The following is a 20,969-nucleotide window of genomic DNA, read 5'->3' on the forward strand; positions in this document are numbered from 1 at the left end:
AGGCCAATTCATGACCATGACTGATCCGATCGCAGACATGCTGACGCGTCTGCGGAACGCGAACTCGGCGTACCACGACTCCGTGACGATGCCGGCGTCCAAGATCAAGTCTCACATCGCGGAGATCCTCCAGCAGGAGGGCTTCATCACGGGCTGGAAGGTCGAGGACGCCGAGGTCGGCAAGAACCTCGTCCTGGAGCTGAAGTTCGGCCCCAACCGTGAGCGCTCCATCGCGGGCATCAAGCGGATCTCCAAGCCCGGTCTCCGGGTGTACGCGAAGTCCACCTCCCTGCCGAAGGTGCTGGGCGGCCTCGGCGTGGCGATCATCTCCACGTCGCACGGGCTCCTCACCGACAAGCAGGCCGGCAAGAAGGGCGTGGGTGGGGAAGTCCTCGCCTACGTCTGGTAGCGGAAGGGAACGGAGGAAACAGCTATGTCGCGCATCGGCAAGCTCCCCATCGCGGTTCCCGCCGGCGTGGACGTCACCATCGACGGCCGTACGGTCGCGGTCAAGGGCCCGAAGGGCACACTGACCCACACCGTGGTGGCACCGATCGAGGTCGCCAAGGGTGAGGACGGCGTGCTGAACGTCACCCGCCCCAACGACGAGCGTCAGAACAAGGCCCTGCACGGCCTGTCCCGCACGCTGGTGGCGAACATGATCACCGGCGTGACCCAGGGTTACGTGAAGAAGCTCGAGATCAGCGGTGTCGGTTACCGCGTGCTCGCCAAGGGTTCGAACCTGGAGTTCTCCCTCGGCTACAGCCACCCGATCCTGATCGAGGCCCCCGAGGGCATCACCTTCAAGGTGGAGTCCGCGACCCGTTTCTCGGTCGAGGGCATCGACAAGCAGAAGGTCGGCGAGGTTGCGGCGAACATCCGCAAGCTGCGCAAGCCCGACCCGTACAAGGCCAAGGGCGTCAAGTACGAGGGCGAAGTCATCCGCCGCAAGGTCGGAAAGGCGGGTAAGTAAGCCATGGCATACGGGCAGAAGATCCTCAAGGGCGACGCCTACAAGCGTGCCGCGATCAAGCGTCGTCACCTTCGGATCCGCAAGAAGGTCGCCGGTACCGCCGAGCGTCCTCGCCTGGTCGTGACCCGCTCCAACCGCCACATCGTGGCGCAGGTGATCGACGACCTGAAGGGCCACACCGTGGCGTCGGCGTCCACGCTGGACGCGTCGATCCGCGGCGGCGAGGCCGACAAGTCCGCACAGGCCAAGCAGGTCGGTGCCCTGGTCGCCGAGCGTGCCAAGGCCGCCGGTGTCGAGGCCGTGGTGTTCGACCGTGGTGGCAACCAGTACGCGGGGCGCATCGCCGCCCTGGCGGACGCCGCCCGCGAAGCCGGGCTCAAGTTCTGAGCCTGCCGTAGCTAGCGGAAACAGAGAGAGGTAATTCCAATGGCTGGACCCCAGCGCCGCGGTGGCGGTGCCGGTGGCGGCGAGCGGCGGGACCGGAAGGGCCGTGACGGCGGCGCAGCTGCCGCCGACAAGACCGCATACGTTGAGCGCGTCGTCGCGATCAACCGTGTCGCCAAGGTAGTGAAGGGTGGTCGTCGCTTCAGCTTCACCGCGCTGGTCGTGGTGGGCGACGGTGACGGCACCGTGGGTGTCGGATACGGCAAGGCCAAGGAGGTGCCGGCCGCCATCGCCAAGGGCGTTGAGGAGGCCAAGAAGCACTTCTTCAAGGTCCCCCGCATCCAGGGCACCATCCCGCACCCGATCCAGGGTGAGAAGGCTGCCGGTGTCGTGCTGCTCAAGCCGGCTTCCCCGGGTACCGGTGTTATCGCCGGTGGTCCGGTGCGTGCCGTGCTCGAGTGCGCCGGTATCCACGACATCCTGTCGAAGTCGCTCGGCTCCGACAACGCGATCAACATCGTGCACGCGACCGTGGCGGCCCTCAAGGGCCTGCAGCGTCCCGAGGAGGTCGCGGCCCGCCGTGGTCTGCCGCTCGAGGACGTCGCCCCCGCGGCTCTCCTCCGTGCACGTGCCGGGGCGGGTGCGTAATCATGGCGCAGCTCAGGATCACGCAGGTCAAGTCCTACATCGGCAGCAAGCAGAACCACCGTGACACCCTGCGTTCGCTTGGCCTGAAGAAGGTCAACGACGTGGTCGTCAAGGATGATCGTCCCGAGTTCCGCGGCATGGTGCACACCGTCCGCCACCTCGTGACGGTCGAGGAGGTCGACTGATCATGGCGGAGCAGAACCCGCTCAAGATCCACAACCTCCGTCCCGCCCCGGGCGCCAAGACCGCCAAGACCCGCGTGGGTCGTGGTGAGGCGTCCAAGGGTAAGACGGCCGGTCGTGGTACGAAGGGCACCAAGGCCCGTTACCAGGTTCCGGAGCGCTTCGAGGGTGGCCAGATGCCGCTCCACATGCGTCTCCCGAAGCTGAAGGGCTTCAAGAACCCGTTCAAGACCGAGTTCCAGGTCGTGAACCTCGACAAGCTGGCCGCGCTCTACCCCGAGGGTGGCGAGGTCACCGTCGAGGGTCTGGTGGCCAAGGGGGCCGTTCGCAAGAACAGCCTCGTCAAGGTCCTCGGCCAGGGCGAGATCTCCGTGGCGCTGCAGGTGACGGTCGACGCCGTCTCCGGCTCCGCCAAGGAGAAGATCACCGCCGCCGGCGGTACCGTCACCGAGCTCGTCTGACTCAGTCAGGCGTGCCGATGACCTGAACGATCCCGACCGGGGATACCCCACATTTGGGGTATCCCCGGTTGGTCGTTCCAAGGGCGGTGGTCTCGCCGGTAAGGTGGCCTGCACTGCCCACTTTCCCCGGGCGCCCCACTCGGGCACTCCGGAGGGAAGTTGTCCGTTACGTATTCGTCCCTCATCGGAATCTCACGACCACCACCCTTGACGCGGTTGCGCGGGGGTCGCAGGAGGCACCGTGCTCACCGCGTTCGCCCGGGCGTTCAAGACGCCCGACCTGCGCAAGAAACTGCTGTTCACACTCGGCATCATCGTGGTGTACCGGATCGGTACGAACATCCCGATCCCGGGCGTCGACTACCGCAACGTGCAGGCCTGTATCGACGCGGCCCAGACGAACCAGGGTCTGTTCGGACTGGTCAACATGTTCAGCGGCGGCGCGCTGCTGCAGATCACGATCTTCGCGCTGGGCATCATGCCGTACATCACGGCGAGTATCATTCTGCAGCTGCTGACCGTGGTGATCCCGCGCCTGGAAGCCCTGAAGAAGGAGGGCCAGGCCGGCACCGCCAAGATCACGCAGTACACGCGTTACCTGACGGTGGCGCTCGCCGTCCTGCAGGGCACCGGCCTGGTGGCCACCGCCCGCAGCGGCGCCCTCTTCCAGGGCTGCCCGGTGGCGAACCAGATCGTCCCCGACCAGTCCATGTTCGTGACCATCACCATGGTCATCACCATGACCGCCGGTACGGCCGTCGTGATGTGGCTCGGTGAGCTCATCACCGACCGCGGCATCGGCAACGGCATGTCGATCCTGATGTTCATCTCGATCGCCGCGACCTTCCCCTCCGCCCTGTGGGCCATCAAGGAGCAGGGCACCCTGGCGGACGGCTGGATCGAGTTCGGCACGGTCATGCTCGTCGGTCTGGTCATGGTCGGCCTGGTCGTCTTCGTCGAGCAGGCACAGCGCCGGATTCCCGTGCAGTACGCGAAGCGCATGATCGGCCGCCGTTCCTACGGCGGTACGTCCACCTACATTCCCCTCAAGGTGAACCAGGCGGGCGTCATCCCCGTCATCTTCGCCTCGTCGCTGCTCTACATTCCGGCGCTGATCGTCCAGTTCTCCAACTCCACCGCGGGCTGGGCGACGTGGATCACGAAGAACCTCGCCAACACCGGGGCTACGCCGCACATCATTCTTTACTTCTTCTTGATCGTGTTCTTCGCGTTCTTCTATGTGGCGATTACCTTCAACCCCGAAGAAGTCGCCGACAACATGAAGAAGTATGGTGGCTTCATCCCGGGCATCCGGGCTGGCCGACCGACCGCTGAGTACCTCAGCTACGTACTCAACCGGATCACCTGGCCGGGTTCGCTGTACTTGGGTCTGATCTCTCTCGTGCCGACGATGGCGTTGGCCGGTTTCGGGGCAAACCAGAACTTCCCGTTCGGCGGGACCAGCATCCTGATCATCGTGGGTGTCGGTCTCGAGACGGTGAGGCAGATCGAGAGCCAGCTCCAGCAGCGCAATTACGAAGGGTTCCTCCGCTGATGCGAATCGTCCTCGTCGGGCCGCCCGGTGCTGGCAAAGGCACCCAGGCCACCCGCCTTGCCGAGAAGCTGAGCATCCCCCACATCTCCACGGGCGACCTGTTCCGCGCCAATATCAGCCAGCAGACCGAGCTGGGCAAGCTCGCGAAGTCGTACATGGACGCGGGCAACCTCGTGCCGGACGAAGTCACCATCGCCATGGCGAAGGACCGTATGGAGCAGCCGGACGCCGAGGCCGGCTTCCTGCTGGACGGGTTCCCGAGGAACGTCTCCCAGGCGGAGTCGCTCGACGAGCTGCTGGAGTCCGAGGGCATCACGCTGGACGCGGTGCTCGACCTGGAGGCCCCCGAGGCCGAGGTGGTCAAGCGGATCGCCGGGCGGCGGATCTGCCGCAAGGACTCCAGCCACGTCTTCCACGTGACGTACAGCAAGCCGAAGCAGGAGGGCGTCTGCGACGTCTGCGGCGGCGAGCTGTACCAGCGTGACGACGACGCCGAGGAAACGGTGCGCACCCGGCTGGAGGTCTACCACACGCAGACCGAGCCGATCATCGACTACTACCGGGCCCAGGGCCTCGTGGTGACGATCTCGGCGCTGGGTCCGGTCGACGAGGTCACCGGGCGTGCGCTGGAGGCGCTCAACCGCGATCAGTGACGGTGCGCGTCCGGCCGCGGTTCCCTGCGGGGGCCGCGGCCGACGTGTGCGTGGGGGAGGGGCGGACGGCCTTCCCCGTATCGTTGACGGTGTCCGTAATCTCTCCGGTCCAGAAAGGCCGTAGCCCCCATGGTGCAGATCAAGACCCCCGAGCAGATCGCCAAGATGCGTGAGGCGGGGCTGGTGGTCGCCGCCATCCACGCGGCCACGCGTGAGGCGGCCGTGCCCGGGGCCACGACGAGGGATCTGGACCAGGTCGCCCGCAAGGTGCTCGCCGAGCACGACGCCAAGCCGAACTTCCTCGGCTACGGCGGCTTCCCCGCGACGATCTGCACCTCCGTCAACGAGGTCGTCGTCCACGGCATCCCCTCCGACGAGGTCGTCCTCAAGGACGGGGACATCATCTCCATCGACTGCGGCGCCGTCATCGACGGCTGGCACGGTGACGCTGCCTACACCGCCTTCGTCGGGTCGGGGCACGCGCCGGAGCTGGTCGAGCTGTCCCGGGTGACCGAGGAGTCGATGTGGGCCGGCCTCGCGGCCATGAAGCAGGGCAACCGGCTGGTCGACGTCTCCCGCGCCATCGAGACCTACATCCGCCGGCAGCCGAAGCCCGGCGGCGGGCGCTACGGGATCATCGAGGACTACGGCGGCCACGGCATCGGCACCGAGATGCACATGGACCCGCATCTGCTGAACTACGTCGACCGCCGCCGGGGCAAGGGGCCCAAGCTGGTCCCGGGCTTCTGCCTCGCCATCGAGCCGATGGTCTCGCTGGGCACCGCGAAGACGCAGGTGCTGGAGGACGACTGGACCGTCATCACGACGGACGGCACCTGGTCCTCGCACTGGGAGCACTCGGTCGCGCTGACCGAAGCGGGGCCGCTGGTGCTGACGGCGCCGGACGGGGGAAAGGCGAAGCTCGCCGAGTACGGGGTGACGGCGGCGCCCGATCCGTTGGCGTGAGCCCGGGGCCTGACGGAGGCCCGCAGGTTAAGGATCTCGCGGGTGGGGCAGACTTTCTCGATTCGTCTTTCGGGGTGCCCTGACGTAGACTGACTCGTCGGCTCTTGTGCATCCGCATGCCTGCATGTGATCACGGTGCGCAGCGAAGTCGATCAAGGTAGTCGATTCGAAGGGCGAAGCGTGGCCAAGAAGCAAGGTGCCATCGAGATCGAGGGCACTGTCGTCGAGTCTCTTCCGAACGCCATGTTCAAGGTCGAGCTCCAGAACGGCCACCAGGTCCTGGCACACATCAGCGGCAAGATGCGTATGCACTACATCCGTATCCTCCCTGACGACCGGGTCGTGGTGGAGCTCTCTCCGTATGACCTGACCCGGGGCCGGATCGTCTACCGGTACAAGTGAGCAAGTAGATCTTGCCCCCACCCCCTCGTGGTGCGGGGGCACTGAGCCCGGAGAACTTCACATCCCATGAAGGTCAAGCCGAGCGTCAAGAAGATCTGCGACAAGTGCAGGGTGATCCGCCGTCACGGCCGGGTCATGGTTATCTGCGACAACCCGCGCCACAAGCAGCGCCAGGGCTGACCCGCACGATCCACCCTCTGCGACTTTCCCGCAGAACTTCGCGCGACGCGAGCAACATGTTCATACGCAGAACCCGAGCCGCACGGCTCGACACCCCCGGGCTCGGAGGCTGGGGACCCGGTTCGTACCAAATCGCCGCACCAGGCGAGGACGGCGGCCGGGAGGCGGTTCTGCGGAAGACCTCCGACAACCAACTGGAGCCATTGAATGGCACGCGTTTCCGGTGTTGACATCCCGCGCGAAAAGCGCGTGGAGATCGCCCTCACCTACGTGTTCGGCATCGGCCGAACCCTTTCGCAGCAGACGCTGGCCGCCACCGGCATCGACCCGAACACCCGCGTTCGCGACCTCTCCGAGGAGCAGCTCGTCGCGATCCGCGAGTTCGTCGACAACAACATCAAGACCGAGGGTGACCTCCGTCGCGAGATCCAGGCCGACATCCGCCGCAAGGTCGAGATCGGCACCTACCAGGGTCTGCGTCACCGTCGCGGTCTGCCCGTCCGCGGTCAGCGCACCAGCACCAACGCGCGTACCCGCAAGGGCCCGCGTCGCGCCATCGCCGGCAAGAAGAAGCCGGGCAAGAAGTAGTCCGCAGCGGACACCTGTCCACGGTCTTCGCTGTAGGACCGACCACCTCCCGTAGGAGTTTGTAGATGCCCCCCAAGGGTCGTCAGGGCGCTGCCAAGAAGGTGCGCCGCAAGGAAAAGAAGAACGTCGCTCACGGCCACGCGCACATCAAGAGCACGTTCAACAACACGATCGTGTCCATCACGGACCCGACCGGCAACGTGATCTCCTGGGCCTCCGCCGGCCACGTCGGCTTCAAGGGCTCCCGGAAGTCCACGCCGTTCGCCGCGCAGATGGCCGCCGAGTCGGCTGCCCGTCGCGCGCAGGAGCACGGCATGCGCAAGGTCGACGTGTTCGTCAAGGGCCCGGGTTCCGGTCGTGAGACCGCCATCCGTTCGCTCCAGGCGACCGGTCTCGAGGTCGGCTCCATCCAGGACGTCACCCCGACCCCGCACAACGGCTGCCGCCCGCCGAAGCGCCGCCGCGTCTGAGTCGCGGTGCCGCGTCCGAGCCGTCGGTTCGGTCGTAGGGTTTTTTCGGGCGGTACGCTCCGTATTCGGGCCGTACCGCCCGTACCCTTGCAGTACCCGCACCTTTCACCGGGTGCGGTTTCCGTCGGGCGTCAAATAGCGGGCGTCCACGAGAGAAGGATTTGATCCACACATGCTGATCGCTCAGCGTCCTTCGTTGACCGAAGAGGTCGTCGACGAGTTCCGCTCCCGGTTCGTGATCGAGCCGCTGGAGCCGGGCTTCGGCTACACCCTCGGCAACTCCCTCCGCCGCACCCTCCTGTCGTCGATCCCCGGTGCCGCTGTCACCAGCATCCGCATCGACGGCGTCCTGCACGAGTTCACCACCGTGCCGGGCGTCAAGGAGGACGTCACCGACCTGATCCTCAACATCAAGCAGCTGGTCGTCTCCTCCGAGCACGACGAGCCCGTGGTGATGTACCTGCGCAAGCAGGGCCCGGGCCAGGTCACCGCCGCCGACATCGCGCCCCCGGCCGGCGTCGAGGTGCACAACCCCGACCTCGTCCTCGCCACGCTCAACGGCAAGGGCAAGCTGGAGATGGAGCTGACCGTCGAGCGCGGTCGCGGCTACGTCTCCGCCGTGCAGAACAAGCAGGTGGGCCAGGAGATCGGCCGTATCCCGGTCGACTCCATCTACAGCCCCGTGCTGAAGGTCACGTACAAGGTCGAGGCGACCCGTGTCGAGCAGCGCACCGACTTCGACAAGCTGATCGTCGACGTCGAGACCAAGCAGGCCATGCGTCCGCGTGACGCCATGGCGTCGGCCGGTAAGACCCTGGTCGAGCTGTTCGGTCTGGCCCGTGAGCTGAACATCGACGCCGAGGGCATCGACATGGGTCCGTCCCCGACGGACGCCGCTCTCGCCGCCGATCTGGCGCTGCCGATCGAGGAGCTGGAGCTCACCGTCCGGTCGTACAACTGCCTCAAGCGTGAGGGCATCCACTCCGTGGGTGAGCTGGTCGCGCGCTCCGAGGCGGACCTCCTCGACATTCGCAACTTCGGCGCGAAGTCGATCGACGAGGTCAAGGCGAAGCTGGCGGGGATGGGCCTCGCCCTCAAAGACAGCCCGCCTGGATTCGACCCCACCGCTGCAGCGGACGCGTTCGGCGCGGACGACGACGCGGACGCGGGCTTCGTAGAGACCGAGCAGTACTGAGAGCTCGGGCCGTACGGTCCGTTTTTCGGGTGCGGGTCCGCTGTGCCTGATCGCGCCCACGCGACGGAGTCGCATGTCGACACCGCCCCGCGCCCCTTCCGGAGGCGCCCCTTACGGGGCTGCCTCCGGATCTCCGACAGGCGACCGCCTGCTCGGATACTGACTTCGGTACCTGATACGGCCGGGGCAGACACCTAGGAGACACACCATGCCGAAGCCCGCCAAGGGTGCCCGTATGGGCGGCAGCGCCTCGCACGAGAAGCTGATGCTCGCGAACCTCGCGAAGTCGCTCTTCGAGCACGGGCGCATCACCACCACCGAGGCGAAGGCGCGCAGGCTGCGCCCGTACGCCGAGCGTCTGGTCACCAAGGCGAAGAAGGGCGACCTTCACAACCGCCGTCAGGTGCTCCAGGTGATCACGGACAAGAGCATCGTCCACACGCTCTTCACCGAGATCGGCCCGCGGTACGAGAACCGTCCCGGTGGCTACACCCGTATCACCAAGATCGGTAACCGCCGTGGCGACAACGCGCCCATGGCCGTCATCGAGCTGGTCGAGGCCCTGACGGTCGCCCAGGAGGCCACCGGCGAGGCCGAGGCCGCGACCAAGCGCGCGGTCAAGGAAGACGCCCTGAAGAAGGACGAGGCTGTCGAGGCCGCCGAGGCCCCGGCCGAGGACGCCAAGGCCGACCTGACCAAGGACGAGGCCGCCGAGGCCCCGGCCGAGGACAGCGCCAAGGACGCCTGAGGCAGCGCTGCTTCACGTTGAGCGGGTCCGCCCTTGTGGGGGCGGGCCCGCTTTCGCGTGCCTGAGAGGATCTGTACGTGAGTGACGAAGTAGAGCCCGGACACGTCCGCATACGTCTCGATCTCTCCTACGACGGGACCGAGTTCTCCGGCTGGGCCAAGCAGGCCGGGGGCAGGCGGACCGTGCAGGGGGAGATCGAGGACGCCCTGCGGACCGTCACGCGGTCCGGGGAGACGACGTACGAGCTGACCGTGGCCGGCCGGACCGACGCCGGGGTGCACGCGCGCGGCCAGGTGGCCCATGTCGACCTGCCGGTCGAACTGTGGGCGGAGCACCGGGAGAAGCTGCTCAAGCGGCTCGCCGGACGGCTCCCGCGCGATGTGCGGGTCTGGTCCCTCACCGAGGCCCCCGCGGGCTTCAACGCCCGGTTCTCCGCGGTCTGGCGGCGCTACGCGTACCGCGTCACCGACCACCCCGGCGGGGTGGACCCGTTGCTGCGCGGTCATGTGCTGTGGCACGACTGGCCGCTTGACGTCGACGCCATGAACGAGGCCGCCCGGCGGTTGCTGGGGGAGCACGACTTCGCCGCGTACTGCAAGCGGCGGGAGGGCGCCACGACCATCCGCACGCTCCAGGAGTTGAGCCTGCTGCGCGACGCGGACGGGGTGATCACCGCGACGGTCCGGGCCGACGCCTTCTGCCACAACATGGTGCGCTCGCTGATCGGGGCGCTGCTGTTCGTCGGCGACGGGCACCGCGCGCCCGACTGGCCGGGCAAGGTGCTGGCGGCGGGCGTACGGGACTCGGCGGTGCATGTCGTGCGTCCGCACGGGCTGACCCTGGAGGAGGTCGGCTACCCGGCCGACGACCTCCTGGCCGCCCGCAACAAGGAGGCCCGCAACAAGCGGTCGCTGCCGGCGACGGTGCGGTGCTGCTGACCGGGGCGTGACGCCGCCGGCCCGCGCCGCGCTCGAGCACCGGCTGGATTCCCCGCTCAGCGCGCAGCGGCTGTGAGGCGGGGGGTGCGGGGCCGGTCGAAGACGCGGTCGGCCCCGCGGGCGGTCGTCGCCGAGGGCGTCGTCACTCGTTGGCGGCGGCCGACGCCTGGGCCTCGCCGCGGCGGCGGATCTGGCGGAAGGTGAACTCGGCGAGATCGTCGCCGGTGCTGAAGACGGCCTTGTCCTGCTCGGTCACGTCCTTGGCCGAGGTGAAGCCGGACAGGGTGAAGTAGGCGTAGCGGCCGTAGGAGTTGGTGGTCGAGCGGCAGACCGCGCCGTCGCAGAACTCCTTGACGCCGCCGCCCGCGAGGGACTTGATGATGCTTCTCGTGTCGGCCTGCTGCTTGGCCTTGGCGGCCTGGGCCTCGGTGTCGAAGACGGCCACGCCCACCGTCACCGCGACGTCGTCCTTGGTGTAGGTGACCCGGAGCAGACGGCTGCAGCCGTTGTCGGTGAGGACCTTGGGCAGCGTGGCCTTCGCGGCCGAGGCGCAGTCGCGGGTGTCGGCCGTCGGGCCCTTCTTGTACACCGTCTCGCCCATGGTGAGCTGCGTGCCCGGGAAGAGGACGTCCGGGGCCAGCGGCGCCCGGTCCTTCTTCACGTTGGAGATGAAGTCCTTCGGGTCCAGCGGCGGCGGGGCGCTCGTCGGGGCGAACGACGGGACCGCGCCGGTCGGGCTCGGCAGGTCGGCGGTCGCCGGCACCTGGGAGGACGGACCGCCCGCGGCCTGGTTGCCGCCGTTCGCCGAGACGACGGCCACCGCCACGGCCGTGCCGATCGCGACGGTGGCGATCGCGCCGCCGCCGATGAACAGCAGCCGGCGCCGCTTGTGACGTGTCTCGGACGCCTCGGCCAGTGCGGCCCAGTCGGGTGACTGACTGTTGCCGCCCCCGCTGCTCCAGGGCTGCTGCGACTGCGGTTTCCAGGGATCCCACTGCGAAGGAGGTCCCCCCTGCCCATAACTCATGGGGCGCATCTTAGACGGGGCACGGGGTGTGCCGGACCGCCCCAACCCCGCGCGCGGGTCCTGGGGTTGCCGCCCCGGCGATGAGCAAAAGCGACATCTCCGGGTGGTTGGTGCGACCCGTGGACCGCGGCTCGGTGCGACCCGTGGACCGCGGCACGGACGAGACCGTCGTCGTGGCGGCGGACGGCTGTAGAGTCGGTGTGACCCGCGCCCGGCGGACTCGTTTTGACCCGTCCGGCCGAGGGCGGGTATTCTGCATGTTTGTTATGTGTATTGGCTTGCTCATTCTCACGTGAGGGGCCCTTACACCGGTCCACCGGGCCGATGACCAGCGACCAGCACGCGGTTTGCGTCACCGTGGTGCGGTCAGGGCTGTCGTGATCGTCTTCGGTGACCATGTCAGGACCACTCACTGAAGAAGCGAAGGCTACGAACCGTGCGTACGTACAGCCCCAAGCCCGGCGATGTGACGCGCCAGTGGCACGTCATCGACGCTCAGGACGTCGTCCTGGGTCGTCTGGCCTCCACTGCGGCCTCCATCCTGCGCGGCAAGCACAAGCCGATCTACGCCCCTCACGTCGACACCGGTGACTTCGTCATCATCATCAACGCCGACAAGGTGCACCTCTCCGGCAACAAGCGGACCCAGAAGCTGGCGTACCGCCACTCGGGCTACCCGGGCGGTCTGCGCTCCGTCCGCTACGACGAGCTGCTGGAGAAGAACCCCGAGAAGGCCATCGAGAAGGCCGTCAAGGGCATGCTCCCCAAGAACACCCTGGGCCGTCAGATGCTCTCGAAGCTGAAGGTCTACGCGGGCGACCAGCACCCGCACGCTGCCCAGCAGCCGGTGCCGTTCGAGATCACCCAGGTCGCGCAGTAAGTCCGGCCACCCCCTAAGACTGAACAGAATCTGAGGAGCATCGTGGCCGAGACCACTGCCGAGCAGCCGCTCGAAGAGATCGACATCGACAGCTACACCACCGAGTCCGAGGTGCCCGTCGAGGGCGAGTACACCTCGGAGTCCATGGCCTCCCGCTTCGGCGAGCCGCAGCCGGCCGCCGGCCTGGGCCGTCGCAAGAACGCCATCGCCCGCGTCCGGATCATCCCGGGCTCCGGCAAGTGGAAGATCAACGGTCGCACCCTCGAGGACTACTTCCCGAACAAGGTGCACCAGCAGGAAGTCAACGAGCCCTTCAAGGTGCTCGAGCTCGAGGGCCGCTACGACATCGTCGCCCGTATCTCGGGCGGCGGCGTCTCCGGTCAGGCCGGTGCGCTCCGTCTCGGTGTCGCCCGTGCGCTGAACGAGGCGGACGTCGACAACAACCGCGGCGCGCTCAAGAAGGCCGGCTTCCTGCGCCGCGACGACCGCGCGGTCGAGCGGAAGAAGGCCGGTCTGAAGAAGGCCCGCAAGGCCCCGCAGTACAGCAAGCGCTGATTGCAGCTGCCCCTGCATGTACTCCGAACGCCCCGGCGGCACGCCACAGTGCCGCCGGGGCGTTCGTTTTCTCACTGCGGCGGGCGTATAACGACACAAGGCGCTCGAAGGTTAATGTGATCGGATGGTCGGGTGGCGCTTGCCCTGGACCGCAGGTGCGGGAGCCGCCAAGGCAGCGCAACCGCCGCAGACCTCGAGCACCTCGCACACCTCGCACACCGCACCGGCAGCGCAACCGTCGAACGCGCCGACCGGTCAAATCCCTCGGTACAGCTCACAACGCCTCGGCCGACACCACGGCACCGTTTCCGGCACCGTCCCCGGTTCCGCCTTCGGTACCTCTTCAGACATGGCCGTCGACATGGTTTCGATACGGCTTCGATACTGACGCTTCCTCAGGAGGACAAGTGGGACGACTCTTCGGCACGGACGGGGTGCGCGGTGTCGCCAACGCGGACCTGACCGCCGAGATGGCACTGGGTCTCTCCGTGGCCGCCGCGCACGTACTGGCCGAGGCGGGCACGTTCGAAGGGCACCGGCCGACCGCCGTGGTCGGACGCGACCCGCGGGCGTCCGGTGAGTTCCTGGAGGCCGCCATGGTCGCCGGGCTCGCGAGCGCCGGCGTGGACGTCCTGCGGGTCGGCGTGCTGCCGACGCCCGCCGTGGCGCACCTCACCGGAGCGCTCGGCGCGGACCTCGGTGTGATGCTGTCCGCGAGCCACAACGCCATGCCCGACAACGGCATCAAGTTCTTCGCGCGCGGCGGCCACAAGCTCGCCGACGAGCTGGAGGACCGGATCGAGTCCGTGTACGAGGAGCACCGCACCGGCGCCCCCTGGGATCGCCCGACCGGAGCCGGTGTGGGCCGTGTGCGGGACTACGAGGAGGGGCTCGACACCTACGTCTCCCATCTCGTCGGCGTCCTGCCGAACCGGTTGGACGGTCTGCGCATCGTCCTCGACGAGGCGCACGGCGCCGCCTCCCGGGTCTCGCCGGAGGCGTTCGCGCGGGCCGGGGCCGAGGTCATCACCATCGGTGCCCAGCCGGACGGGCTGAACATCAACGACGGCTGCGGTTCCACCCACCTGGACCGGCTGAAGGTCGCGGTCGTCGAGCACGGGGCCGACCTCGGCATCGCACACGACGGCGACGCCGACCGGTGCCTGGCCGTCGACCACACCGGTGCCGAGGTGGACGGCGACCAGATCCTCGCCGTGCTCGCCCTGGCGATGCGGGAGCGCTCCGCGCTGCGCTCCGACACCGTCGTCGCGACCGTGATGTCCAACCTGGGCTTCAAGCTCGCCATGGAACGCGAAGGCATCCACTTCGTCCAGACCGCGGTCGGCGACCGGTACGTCCTGGAGCAGATGAAGGAGAAGGGCTACGCCCTCGGCGGCGAGCAGTCCGGCCACGTCATCGTCCTCGACCACGCGACCACGGGTGACGGCACGCTCACCGGTCTGCTGCTGGCGGCGCGCGTCGCCGAGACCGGGCGTTCGCTGCGCGAGCTGGCCTCGGTGATGGAGCGGTTGCCGCAGGTGCTCATCAACGTGCCGGACGTGGACAAGTCCCGGGTGAAGACCTCCGCGGAGCTCTCCGCGGCCGTGACGGAGGCCGAGCGCGAGCTGGGCGAGACCGGCCGCGTGCTGCTCCGCCCCTCGGGCACCGAACCGCTGGTCCGCGTGATGGTGGAGGCCGCCGACATCGACCAGGCCCGCACGGTCGCGGGACGTCTGGCGGACGTGGTGAAGTCGGAGCTGGGTTAGGCCCCGGGCCGGGACGCGGGGATTCCGTGCAGGTGTAGGTGTTCGTGCCGGCTGGTCCAGAAGCGTTTCTGGGCCAGCAGGGTCAGTGCGGCCGTCACAGCTTGCGCAGCCGCAGACGCTGGACCTTGTGGTCCGGGCCCTTGCGGACGACGAGGGTGGCGCGGCCGCGGGTGGGGGCGATGTTCTCCACCAGATTGGGCTTGTTGATGGTGCGCCACATCGTGGCGGCGTAGTCGAGTGCCTCCACCTCCGAGACCTGCGTGTACTTGCGGAAGTACGAGGACGGGTCCTGGAAGGCGGTCGCGCGCAGCTTGCGGAAGCGGTTGAGGTACCAGCGCTCGATGTCCTCGGTGCGGGCGTCCACGTACACGCTGAAGTCGAAGTAGTCGGCGAGACCGACGCGCGTACGGCCGTCCTTGCCGGGCAGCGCCGGCTGCAGGACGTTCAGCCCCTCGACGATCAGGATGTCCGGGCGGCGCACGGTGAGCAGCTCACCGGGGACGATGTCGTAGATGAGGTGGGAGTAGACCGGGGCCGTCACCTCGTCCTTGCCGGCCTTGACGTCGGCGACGAAACGGGTCAGCGCGCGGCGGTCGAACGACTCGGGGAAGCCTTTGCGCGACATCAGGCCGCGTGCCTGGAGCTCCTTGGTGGGCAGCAGGAACCCGTCCGTGGTCACCAGCTCGACGCGCGGGTGCTCGGGCCAACGGGACAGCAGGGCCTGGAGCAGACGGGAGACGGTGGACTTGCCGACGGCGACGGAACCGGCGACCCCTATGACGAAGGGGGTGCCGGACTGGGAGCCCTGTTCACCGAGGAAGGTGTTCAGCGCGCCGCGGAGCCCGTCGGTGGCGCCGACGTAGAGATTGAGCAGCCGGGACAGCGGGAGGTAGACGTCCCGCACCTCGTCGAGGTCGATGACGTCACCGAGACCGCGCAGCCGTTCCACCTCGTCGGCGGAGAGCGGCAGCGGCGTCTTGTGGCGCAGGGCGCTCCACTCGGCACGGGTGAGGTCGAGGTAGGGAGTCGCCTCCGGCCGCTGCCGGTGGGCGCTCCGGGAAGTCGAGGAGGCCGGTGAGATCACGGTCCATTGTTAACGGAGTTCGGCCGGGACGGCTGGTGGGCTGCGTCACTGCCCTCCGCACGCGCCGACGCTCGCGCACCGGTGGGAATTTCCGATGTCGGGCACGCGGCGGCCGTTCTCCGAACCTGACGGATCATAAGCTGCCGGGTATGTGCGGAATCGTGGGATACGTGGGGCCGCAGTCGGCGCTGGACGTCGTGACGGCCGGACTGAAACGGCTGGAGTACCGGGGCTACGACTCGGCGGGCGTGGCCGTCCTCGCCGACGGTGGGCTCGCCACGGCGAAACGGGCCGGGAAACTGGTCAACCTGGAGAAGGAACTGGCCGCCCGGCCGCTCCCCACCGGGGCGACCGGCATCGGCCACACCCGCTGGGCCACGCACGGCGGCCCCACCGACGCCAACGCCCACCCGCACCTCGACAACGCGGGCCGGGTCGCCGTCGTCCACAACGGCATCATCGAGAACTTCGCCGAACTGCGGACCGAGCTCGCCGAGCGCGGCCACGACCTGGCCTCCGAGACGGACACCGAGGTCGTCGCCCACCTGCTCGCCGAGGAGTTCTCCTCCTGCGCGGACCTCGCCGAGGCGATGCGCCTGGTCTGCCGCCGCCTGCTCGGCGCCTTCACCCTGGTCGCCGTCCACGCGGACGCGCCGGACACGGTCGTCGGCGCCCGCCGCAACTCGCCGCTCGTGGTCGGCGTCGGCGCGGGCGAGTCCTTCCTCGCCTCGGACGTCGCCGCGTTCATCGACCACACCCGCTCCGCGATCGAGCTGGGTCAGGACCAGGTCGTCGAGCTGCGCCGGGACGGAGCCACGGTCACCGGCTTCGACGGCGCACCGGCGGACGTCCGCACGTACCACGTCGACTGGGACGCCTCCGCCGCCGAGAAGGCCGGCTACGCCTCCTTCATGCTCAAGGAGATCGCCGAGCAGCCGAAGGCGGTCGCCGACACCCTGTTGGGCCGCATCGACGGTTCCGGCACCCTGTCCCTGGACGAGGTGCGGATCCCCCCGGAGGCGCTGCGCGAGGCCGGCAAGGTCGTCATCGTCGCCTGCGGCACGGCCTTCCACGCCGGGCTGATCGCCAAGTACGCCATCGAGCACTGGACGCGGATTCCCTGCGAGGTCGAGCTGGCGAGCGAGTTCCGCTACCGCGATCCGATCCTGGACCGGCAGACCCTGGTCATCGCCGTCTCCCAGTCCGGCGAGACCATGGACACGCTGATGGCCCTGCGGCACGCCCGCGAACAGGGCGCCCGGGTCCTGGCCATCTGCAACACCAACGGCTCGACCATCCCGCGCGAGTCGGACGCCGTGCTCTACACCCACGCCGGCCCCGAGGTCGCCGTCGCCTCGACCAAGGCCTTCCTGACCCAGCTGGTCGCCTGCTACCTGGTCGCCCTGTACCTGGCCCAGGTCCGCGGCACCAAGTACGGCGACGAGATCCGCGCCGTGGTCCGGGACCTGTCCTCCATCGCCGGGTCGGTGGAGCGCGTCCTGGGGACGATGGAACCGGTACGGGAACTCGCCCGCGCCCTCGCCCACAAGGACACCGTGCTGTTCCTGGGCCGGCACGTCGGCTACCCGGTCGCCCTGGAGGGCGCGCTCAAGCTCAAGGAGCTCGCCTACATGCACGCGGAGGGCTTCGCCGCGGGCGAGCTGAAGCACGGCCCGATCGCCCTGGTCGAGGACGACCTGCCGGTCGTCGTGGTCGTCCCTTCACCACGCGGCCGCTCCGTCCTCCACGACAAGATCGTCTCCAACATCCAGGAGATCCGCGCACGGGGCGCCCGCACCATCGTCATCGCCGAGGACCACGACGACGAGGTGGCCCCCTACGCCGACCACCTCATCCGCATCCCACCGACCCCGACCCTCCTCCAGCCCCTGGTCGCCACGGTCCCCCTCCAGGTCTTCGCCTGCGAACTCGCCACCGCCCGCGGCAACGAGGTCGACCAGCCCCGAAACCTGGCGAAGTCGGTCACGGTCGAGTGAACCCGCCGGGCCCCGGCACCGCCGTAAAGTGATCGGCATGAGCATCATCGGGGTCGGGATCGACGTGGCCGAGATCGAGCGGTTCGCGGCGTCGTTGGAGCGGACGCCCGGGCTCGCGCGGCGGCTGTTCGTGGAGAGCGAGCTGCTGCTGGCGAGCGGGGAGCGGCGCGGGGTCGCCTCGCTGGCCGCGCGGTTCGCCGCCAAGGAGGCGCTGGCCAAGGCGCTCGGGGCGCCCGGCGGGCTGTACTGGACCGACGCCGAGGTGTACTGCGAGGACAGCGGGCAGCCCCGGCTGCGGGTGAAGGGGACGGTGGCGGCGCGGGCCGCCGAACTGGGCGTGCGGTCGTGGCACGTCTCGCTCAGCCATGACGCCGGCGTGGCCTCGGCGGTCGTGGTCGCGGAGGGGTGACGGTGGCCGCCGCGGACCGGAGCCTGCTGGGGTTTCCGGGCGTCGGGGTCGAGCTGTCGGTGTGGGGGCGGGTGCTTCTCGGCGCGGTGGCCGTGCTGGTCGTGGTGTTCGCGCTGGTGCGGATCGTGCGGCTCCTGCGTCAGCGGCGCCGGTGACCGGACCGACGCGCCCCGTCCGTCCGGTCACCGGCCGCTTCCGGTGGGGTCAGCAGACGGACTGGCTGCTGTTGACCAGCCTGTTGTTGCGGAACGTGATGTTCTCGCCGCAAGGGCTCTCGCGGATCGAGGAGTTGGTCACCGTCAGGTTCTGGACGGTGATGTCCCGGTTGTTCGCGAACTCCGTGCGCGCGGCCAGCCGGATCTCGCCGCCACCCGTGACGGTGCCGCTCTGCGCGGCGAGGTTCATGTTGTAGCAGTTCTCGATCAGGATCGCGTTGTTGCCCGTGTCGGAGAGGCTGATCCGGTCGATCGTCGCGCCGCCGCTCTCCGAGACGCAGAACACCCCGCGCCCGCCGCCCCGCGCGACGACCTCGCCGACGCGGATGTTGGTCGAGTACGAGCTGCCGATGCGGCCGTTGCGGTCGGCCATGCGGAAGGCGGCGTAGCCGGTGCCGGTGCCCGCGTTCTCCGCGTCCACCTCGGTGACCGTGGCGTTGACGGTCTGGTTGAGGAGGAGTCCGGACTCGCCCACGTTGTGGGCGGTGACGGTGCCGACGGTGAGGCCGTCGACCCCGTACGTCTCCACGGCGTGGCTGGACGCGCCGGACACGTAGACGTTGTCGATACGGACGTTCCGCGTCCACTGGCTGGTGTCGCCGCGGTTGTCGATCCGGACGCCGAGGCCGCCCGAGAGGCGCATGTCGATCTGGCCGAGGACCACGTTCTGCACGTCGCGCATGAAGATGCCGTACAGCGGGGCACCGGTGACGTTCAGGTGCTGGACCTCGACGTCGCGGGTGCCGCGGGAGTACACCGGGGCCTGGTCGCCGGAGCCGCTGCCGGTGACGTCGATGGTGCCGCAGGCCGCCGCGGCCTGCGCGGGGGCCGCGGCGGCGGGGGTGGTAGCGGGGGTGGTGGGGGCGGCGGTGGCCGGGGCCGTCAGCACGTCCGCGGCGGTGAGGAGTGCGGTGGCGCCGGCTGCGGCGAGGAGTGCGGCTCTGCGTCCCATGGGTCTCCTGCTTCCTCTGCTTCTCTGCTTCTCTGGTCGAACCGGTTCAGGCGAACCGGTTCAGCCGGACTGATTCAGTCGAATCGATTCGACTGAATCGATTCATCCGGTAGGGGCGTGTGAGTGTGGCGACGGCGCGGCACGCCGTCAACGGGTGCGACGGGCGCGCGGCTCTCGACAACTTTCGACCGGCTTGCGGGGCGCGGGACCGCTTCCCGGGTACGGGAGTCGGACCGTCCGGTACGGGACACTCGGACGTATGCGTACTGCGTACAGCGTGGAGACGGTCAGGGCGGCGGAGCGGGAACTGATGGCGCGGCTGCCGGAGGGCGCGCTGATGCAGCGCGCCGTCGCCGGGCTCGCCGCGGCCTGCACGGAGCTGCTGGGGCGGACCCACGGCGGGGTCTACGGCGGCAGGGTCGTCCTGTTGGTCGGCAGCGGGGACAACGGCGGCGACGCCCTCCACGCCGGTGCCCGGCTGGCCCGGCGCGGTGCGGGCGTCACGGCGGTGCTGCTCGCGCCGGAGCGCGCCCATGTCGCCGGGCTCGCGGCGTTGCGCCGGGCGGGGGGCCGGGCCGTGGGGACCGGCGGCGGCGAGGCGTTGATCCGGCGGGCCGATCTCGTCGTGGACGGCATCGTCGGGATCGGTGGCAAGGGCGGGCTGCGGCCGGACGCGGTGCCGCTCGCCGAGGCCGCCGAGCGGTCACGTGCCGCGATCGTCGCCGTCGACCTGCCGAGCGGCGTCGACGCGGACACCGGCGAGGTCCGCGGCACCGCGCTCCGGGCCGACCTCACGGTGACCTTCGGGACGCACAAGCCGGGTCTGCTCGTCGATCCGGCACGGGAGTACGCGGGGTCGGTACGGCTCGTCGACATCGGACTGGAACTGCCGGCCGAGCCGGTGCTGGAGGCGCTCCAGCACGCCGACGTGGCACGGCTGCTGCCGGTGCCCGGCGCGGAGAGCGACAAGTACCGGCGTGGCGTCGTCGGGGTCGCCGCCGGGTCCGCCCGCTATCCCGGTGCCGCCGTGCTCGCGGTGTCCGGCGCGCTGCGGGGCGGCGCCGGGGCCGTACGGTACGTCGGTCCCGCCGCGCGGGACGTGATCGCCCGCTTCCCCGAGACGCTGGTGTCCGACCGGGGGCCGAAGCACGCCGGGCGGGTGCAGGCGTGGGTCGTCGGGCCCGGGGCCGGTGACGACGCCGGGCCCGTGGCGGAGGCGCTGGCGGCGGACGTACCGGTGCTGATCGACGCGGACGGGCTGCGGCTGGCCGACGCCTCGGCCGTACGGGCACGCCGGGCGCCCACCCTGATGACCCCGCACGCCGGCGAGGCCGCCGCGCTGCTCGGCGTGGAGCGGGAGGAGGTCGAGGGCGGCCGGCTGGCCGCGGTGCGTGAACTGGCCGGACGGTACAGGGCGACCGTGCTGCTCAAGGGCTCCACGACGCTTGTCGCCGATCCGAGAGTCGATCCGGGCGCCGGGACGGGCGACGGGACGGCGACGGCCGTACGGGTGAACCCGACCGGCACGTCCTGGCTGGCCACGGCCGGGAGCGGGGACGTCCTGTCCGGGCTGGCGGGCTCGCTGCTGGCGGCCGGACTGCCGCCGCTGGACGCGGGCAGCGCGGCGGCCTACCTGCACGGCCTCGCCGGACGGTGCGCGGCGGACGGCGCGCCGGTGGGGGCGCACGACGTGGCGGAGGCACTCCCGGAAGCCTGGCGGGACGTCGTTCGCGGGTGAAGG

Annotated in this window: 26 protein-coding genes; 23 read left to right on the forward strand and 3 right to left on the reverse strand. The window is 69.3% G+C overall.

From position 1 onward, the window contains the following. The first annotated feature begins 10 nt into the window (after positions 1–10). From rpsH to truA, 16 genes are all read left to right on the forward strand, one after another. On the forward strand, positions 11–409 hold the full coding sequence (gene rpsH, locus JL475_RS05160) for a 30S ribosomal protein S8 (protein ID WP_013001411.1): 399 nt from the start codon (positions 11–13) through the stop codon (positions 407–409). 24 nt (positions 410–433) lie between these two features. Next, complete coding sequence (gene rplF, locus JL475_RS05165) at positions 434–973, forward strand: 50S ribosomal protein L6 (RefSeq protein WP_202275760.1); 540 nt, start codon at positions 434–436, stop codon at positions 971–973. 3 nt (positions 974–976) lie between these two features. After that, positions 977–1,360, forward strand: coding sequence for a 50S ribosomal protein L18 (gene rplR / locus JL475_RS05170; protein ID WP_109381508.1), 384 nt, complete (start codon positions 977–979; stop codon positions 1,358–1,360). A gap of 39 nt (positions 1,361–1,399) precedes the next feature. Beyond that, positions 1,400–2,005: a 30S ribosomal protein S5 gene (gene rpsE, locus JL475_RS05175; RefSeq protein ID WP_202275761.1), complete on the forward strand. Its 606-nt coding sequence runs from the start codon at positions 1,400–1,402 to the stop codon at positions 2,003–2,005. A gap of 2 nt (positions 2,006–2,007) precedes the next feature. Then, on the forward strand, positions 2,008–2,190 hold the full coding sequence (gene rpmD / locus JL475_RS05180; protein WP_202275763.1) for a 50S ribosomal protein L30: 183 nt from the start codon (positions 2,008–2,010) through the stop codon (positions 2,188–2,190). Between the two features lie 2 nt (positions 2,191–2,192). Then, positions 2,193–2,648, forward strand: coding sequence for a 50S ribosomal protein L15 (gene rplO / locus JL475_RS05185; RefSeq protein ID WP_023547373.1), 456 nt, complete (start codon positions 2,193–2,195; stop codon positions 2,646–2,648). 241 nt (positions 2,649–2,889) lie between these two features. After that, positions 2,890–4,203: a preprotein translocase subunit SecY gene (gene secY / locus JL475_RS05190; protein WP_202275765.1), complete on the forward strand. Its 1,314-nt coding sequence runs from the start codon at positions 2,890–2,892 to the stop codon at positions 4,201–4,203. Beyond that, positions 4,203–4,856: an adenylate kinase gene (locus JL475_RS05195; protein ID WP_202275767.1), complete on the forward strand. Its 654-nt coding sequence runs from the start codon at positions 4,203–4,205 to the stop codon at positions 4,854–4,856. The genes secY and JL475_RS05195 overlap by 1 nt, the downstream gene beginning before the upstream one ends. Positions 4,857–4,985: 129 nt before the next feature. Further along, a complete protein-coding gene (gene map, locus JL475_RS05200; RefSeq protein WP_109381502.1) occupies positions 4,986–5,822 on the forward strand; it encodes a type I methionyl aminopeptidase in 837 nt (278 codons plus the stop codon). 180 nt (positions 5,823–6,002) lie between these two features. Next, positions 6,003–6,224 (forward strand): translation initiation factor IF-1, encoded by a 222-nt coding sequence (gene infA, locus JL475_RS05205; RefSeq protein ID WP_003948620.1) that lies wholly within the window; start codon positions 6,003–6,005, stop codon positions 6,222–6,224. Positions 6,225–6,290: 66 nt separating this feature from the next. Then, a complete protein-coding gene (rpmJ, locus tag JL475_RS05210) occupies positions 6,291–6,404 on the forward strand; it encodes a 50S ribosomal protein L36 (protein WP_003974245.1) in 114 nt (37 codons plus the stop codon). 207 nt (positions 6,405–6,611) lie between these two features. Then, positions 6,612–6,992: a 30S ribosomal protein S13 gene (gene rpsM, locus JL475_RS05215; RefSeq protein WP_004927207.1), complete on the forward strand. Its 381-nt coding sequence runs from the start codon at positions 6,612–6,614 to the stop codon at positions 6,990–6,992. A 65-nt stretch (positions 6,993–7,057) separates the two neighbouring features. Further along, positions 7,058–7,462 (forward strand): 30S ribosomal protein S11, encoded by a 405-nt coding sequence (gene rpsK, locus JL475_RS05220; protein WP_003948617.1) that lies wholly within the window; start codon positions 7,058–7,060, stop codon positions 7,460–7,462. A gap of 172 nt (positions 7,463–7,634) precedes the next feature. After that, the gene (locus JL475_RS05225) at positions 7,635–8,657 is read left to right on the forward strand and encodes a DNA-directed RNA polymerase subunit alpha (RefSeq protein WP_202275769.1); all 1,023 of its coding nucleotides are present in this window, start codon (positions 7,635–7,637) and stop codon (positions 8,655–8,657) included. A gap of 208 nt (positions 8,658–8,865) precedes the next feature. Next, complete coding sequence (gene rplQ / locus JL475_RS05230; protein WP_202275771.1) at positions 8,866–9,405, forward strand: 50S ribosomal protein L17; 540 nt, start codon at positions 8,866–8,868, stop codon at positions 9,403–9,405. Between the two features lie 77 nt (positions 9,406–9,482). After that, positions 9,483–10,343 carry a tRNA pseudouridine(38-40) synthase TruA gene (truA, locus tag JL475_RS05235; RefSeq protein ID WP_202275773.1) on the forward strand — a complete coding sequence of 287 codons (861 nt, stop codon included), beginning with the start codon at positions 9,483–9,485 and terminating at the stop codon, positions 10,341–10,343. 142 nt (positions 10,344–10,485) lie between these two features. Here the strand turns inward: truA and JL475_RS05240 are convergent, their stop codons facing one another. Further along, positions 10,486–11,370 carry a hypothetical protein gene (locus tag JL475_RS05240; protein WP_202275775.1) on the reverse strand — a complete coding sequence of 295 codons (885 nt, stop codon included), beginning with the start codon at positions 11,368–11,370 and terminating at the stop codon, positions 10,486–10,488. Positions 11,371–11,806: 436 nt separating this feature from the next. Between JL475_RS05240 and rplM the strand changes: the two genes are divergently transcribed. The 3 genes from rplM to glmM all read left to right on the forward strand — a co-directional run bounded on the left by rplM (position 11,807) and on the right by glmM (position 14,571). Continuing rightward, entirely contained in the window at positions 11,807–12,250 is a 444-nt protein-coding gene (rplM, locus tag JL475_RS05245) for a 50S ribosomal protein L13 (RefSeq protein WP_202275777.1), read from the forward strand. 42 nt (positions 12,251–12,292) lie between these two features. Then, positions 12,293–12,805, forward strand: a complete 513-nt coding sequence (gene rpsI / locus JL475_RS05250; RefSeq protein WP_202275779.1) for a 30S ribosomal protein S9 — start codon at positions 12,293–12,295, stop codon at positions 12,803–12,805. 407 nt (positions 12,806–13,212) lie between these two features. Next, positions 13,213–14,571, forward strand: a complete 1,359-nt coding sequence (gene glmM / locus JL475_RS05255; protein WP_202275781.1) for a phosphoglucosamine mutase — start codon at positions 13,213–13,215, stop codon at positions 14,569–14,571. Positions 14,572–14,665: 94 nt separating this feature from the next. On the opposite strand, the gene coaA is transcribed toward glmM, so the two are convergent. Next, positions 14,666–15,655: a type I pantothenate kinase gene (coaA, locus tag JL475_RS05260; protein ID WP_202275783.1), complete on the reverse strand. Its 990-nt coding sequence runs from the start codon at positions 15,653–15,655 to the stop codon at positions 14,666–14,668. A gap of 149 nt (positions 15,656–15,804) precedes the next feature. On the opposite strand from coaA, the gene glmS reads away from it, so the two are divergent. Genes glmS through JL475_RS05275 form a run of 3 tightly spaced genes read left to right on the forward strand, consistent with a single transcriptional unit; the run spans position 15,805 to position 18,216 of the window. After that, positions 15,805–17,652, forward strand: a complete 1,848-nt coding sequence (glmS, locus tag JL475_RS05265) for a glutamine--fructose-6-phosphate transaminase (isomerizing) (RefSeq protein ID WP_202275785.1) — start codon at positions 15,805–15,807, stop codon at positions 17,650–17,652. A 37-nt stretch (positions 17,653–17,689) separates the two neighbouring features. Then, positions 17,690–18,061, forward strand: a complete 372-nt coding sequence (locus JL475_RS05270; RefSeq protein WP_202275787.1) for a holo-ACP synthase — start codon at positions 17,690–17,692, stop codon at positions 18,059–18,061. Continuing rightward, positions 18,058–18,216, forward strand: coding sequence for a hypothetical protein (locus JL475_RS05275; protein ID WP_202275789.1), 159 nt, complete (start codon positions 18,058–18,060; stop codon positions 18,214–18,216). The genes JL475_RS05270 and JL475_RS05275 overlap by 4 nt, the downstream gene beginning before the upstream one ends. A 49-nt stretch (positions 18,217–18,265) precedes the next feature. On the opposite strand, the gene JL475_RS05280 is transcribed toward JL475_RS05275, so the two are convergent. Then, positions 18,266–19,228 carry a right-handed parallel beta-helix repeat-containing protein gene (locus JL475_RS05280; protein ID WP_202275791.1) on the reverse strand — a complete coding sequence of 321 codons (963 nt, stop codon included), beginning with the start codon at positions 19,226–19,228 and terminating at the stop codon, positions 18,266–18,268. 259 nt (positions 19,229–19,487) lie between these two features. Here JL475_RS05280 and JL475_RS05285 point away from each other — a divergent pair, with 259 nt between their 5' ends. Then, positions 19,488–20,966, forward strand: coding sequence for an NAD(P)H-hydrate dehydratase (locus JL475_RS05285; RefSeq protein ID WP_202275793.1), 1,479 nt, complete (start codon positions 19,488–19,490; stop codon positions 20,964–20,966). Positions 20,967–20,969 lie beyond the last annotated feature (3 nt).

The organism is Streptomyces sp. M2CJ-2 (assembly GCF_016757295.1).
GTDB lineage: Bacteria > Actinomycetota > Actinomycetes > Streptomycetales > Streptomycetaceae > Streptomyces.

Coding starts and splice junctions, on each gene's coding strand:
- rpsM (WP_004927207.1), top strand. CDS start 6,612: ATGGCACGCGTTTCCGGTGTTGACATCCCGCGCGAAAAGCGCGTGGAG.
- JL475_RS05280 (WP_202275791.1), bottom strand. CDS start 19,228: ATGGGACGCAGAGCCGCACTCCTCGCCGCAGCCGGCGCCACCGCACTC.
- rplQ (WP_202275771.1), top strand. CDS start 8,866: ATGCCGAAGCCCGCCAAGGGTGCCCGTATGGGCGGCAGCGCCTCGCAC.
- JL475_RS05240 (WP_202275775.1), bottom strand. CDS start 11,370: ATGAGTTATGGGCAGGGGGGACCTCCTTCGCAGTGGGATCCCTGGAAA.
- rpsK (WP_003948617.1), top strand. CDS start 7,058: ATGCCCCCCAAGGGTCGTCAGGGCGCTGCCAAGAAGGTGCGCCGCAAG.
- rpsH (WP_013001411.1), top strand. CDS start 11: ATGACCATGACTGATCCGATCGCAGACATGCTGACGCGTCTGCGGAAC.
- rpsE (WP_202275761.1), top strand. CDS start 1,400: ATGGCTGGACCCCAGCGCCGCGGTGGCGGTGCCGGTGGCGGCGAGCGG.
- rplR (WP_109381508.1), top strand. CDS start 977: ATGGCATACGGGCAGAAGATCCTCAAGGGCGACGCCTACAAGCGTGCC.
- JL475_RS05270 (WP_202275787.1), top strand. CDS start 17,690: ATGAGCATCATCGGGGTCGGGATCGACGTGGCCGAGATCGAGCGGTTC.
- rpmD (WP_202275763.1), top strand. CDS start 2,008: ATGGCGCAGCTCAGGATCACGCAGGTCAAGTCCTACATCGGCAGCAAG.
- JL475_RS05195 (WP_202275767.1), top strand. CDS start 4,203: ATGCGAATCGTCCTCGTCGGGCCGCCCGGTGCTGGCAAAGGCACCCAG.
- rplO (WP_023547373.1), top strand. CDS start 2,193: ATGGCGGAGCAGAACCCGCTCAAGATCCACAACCTCCGTCCCGCCCCG.
- JL475_RS05225 (WP_202275769.1), top strand. CDS start 7,635: ATGCTGATCGCTCAGCGTCCTTCGTTGACCGAAGAGGTCGTCGACGAG.
- glmS (WP_202275785.1), top strand. CDS start 15,805: ATGTGCGGAATCGTGGGATACGTGGGGCCGCAGTCGGCGCTGGACGTC.
- rplF (WP_202275760.1), top strand. CDS start 434: ATGTCGCGCATCGGCAAGCTCCCCATCGCGGTTCCCGCCGGCGTGGAC.
- map (WP_109381502.1), top strand. CDS start 4,986: ATGGTGCAGATCAAGACCCCCGAGCAGATCGCCAAGATGCGTGAGGCG.
- rpmJ (WP_003974245.1), top strand. CDS start 6,291: ATGAAGGTCAAGCCGAGCGTCAAGAAGATCTGCGACAAGTGCAGGGTG.
- JL475_RS05285 (WP_202275793.1), top strand. CDS start 19,488: ATGCGTACTGCGTACAGCGTGGAGACGGTCAGGGCGGCGGAGCGGGAA.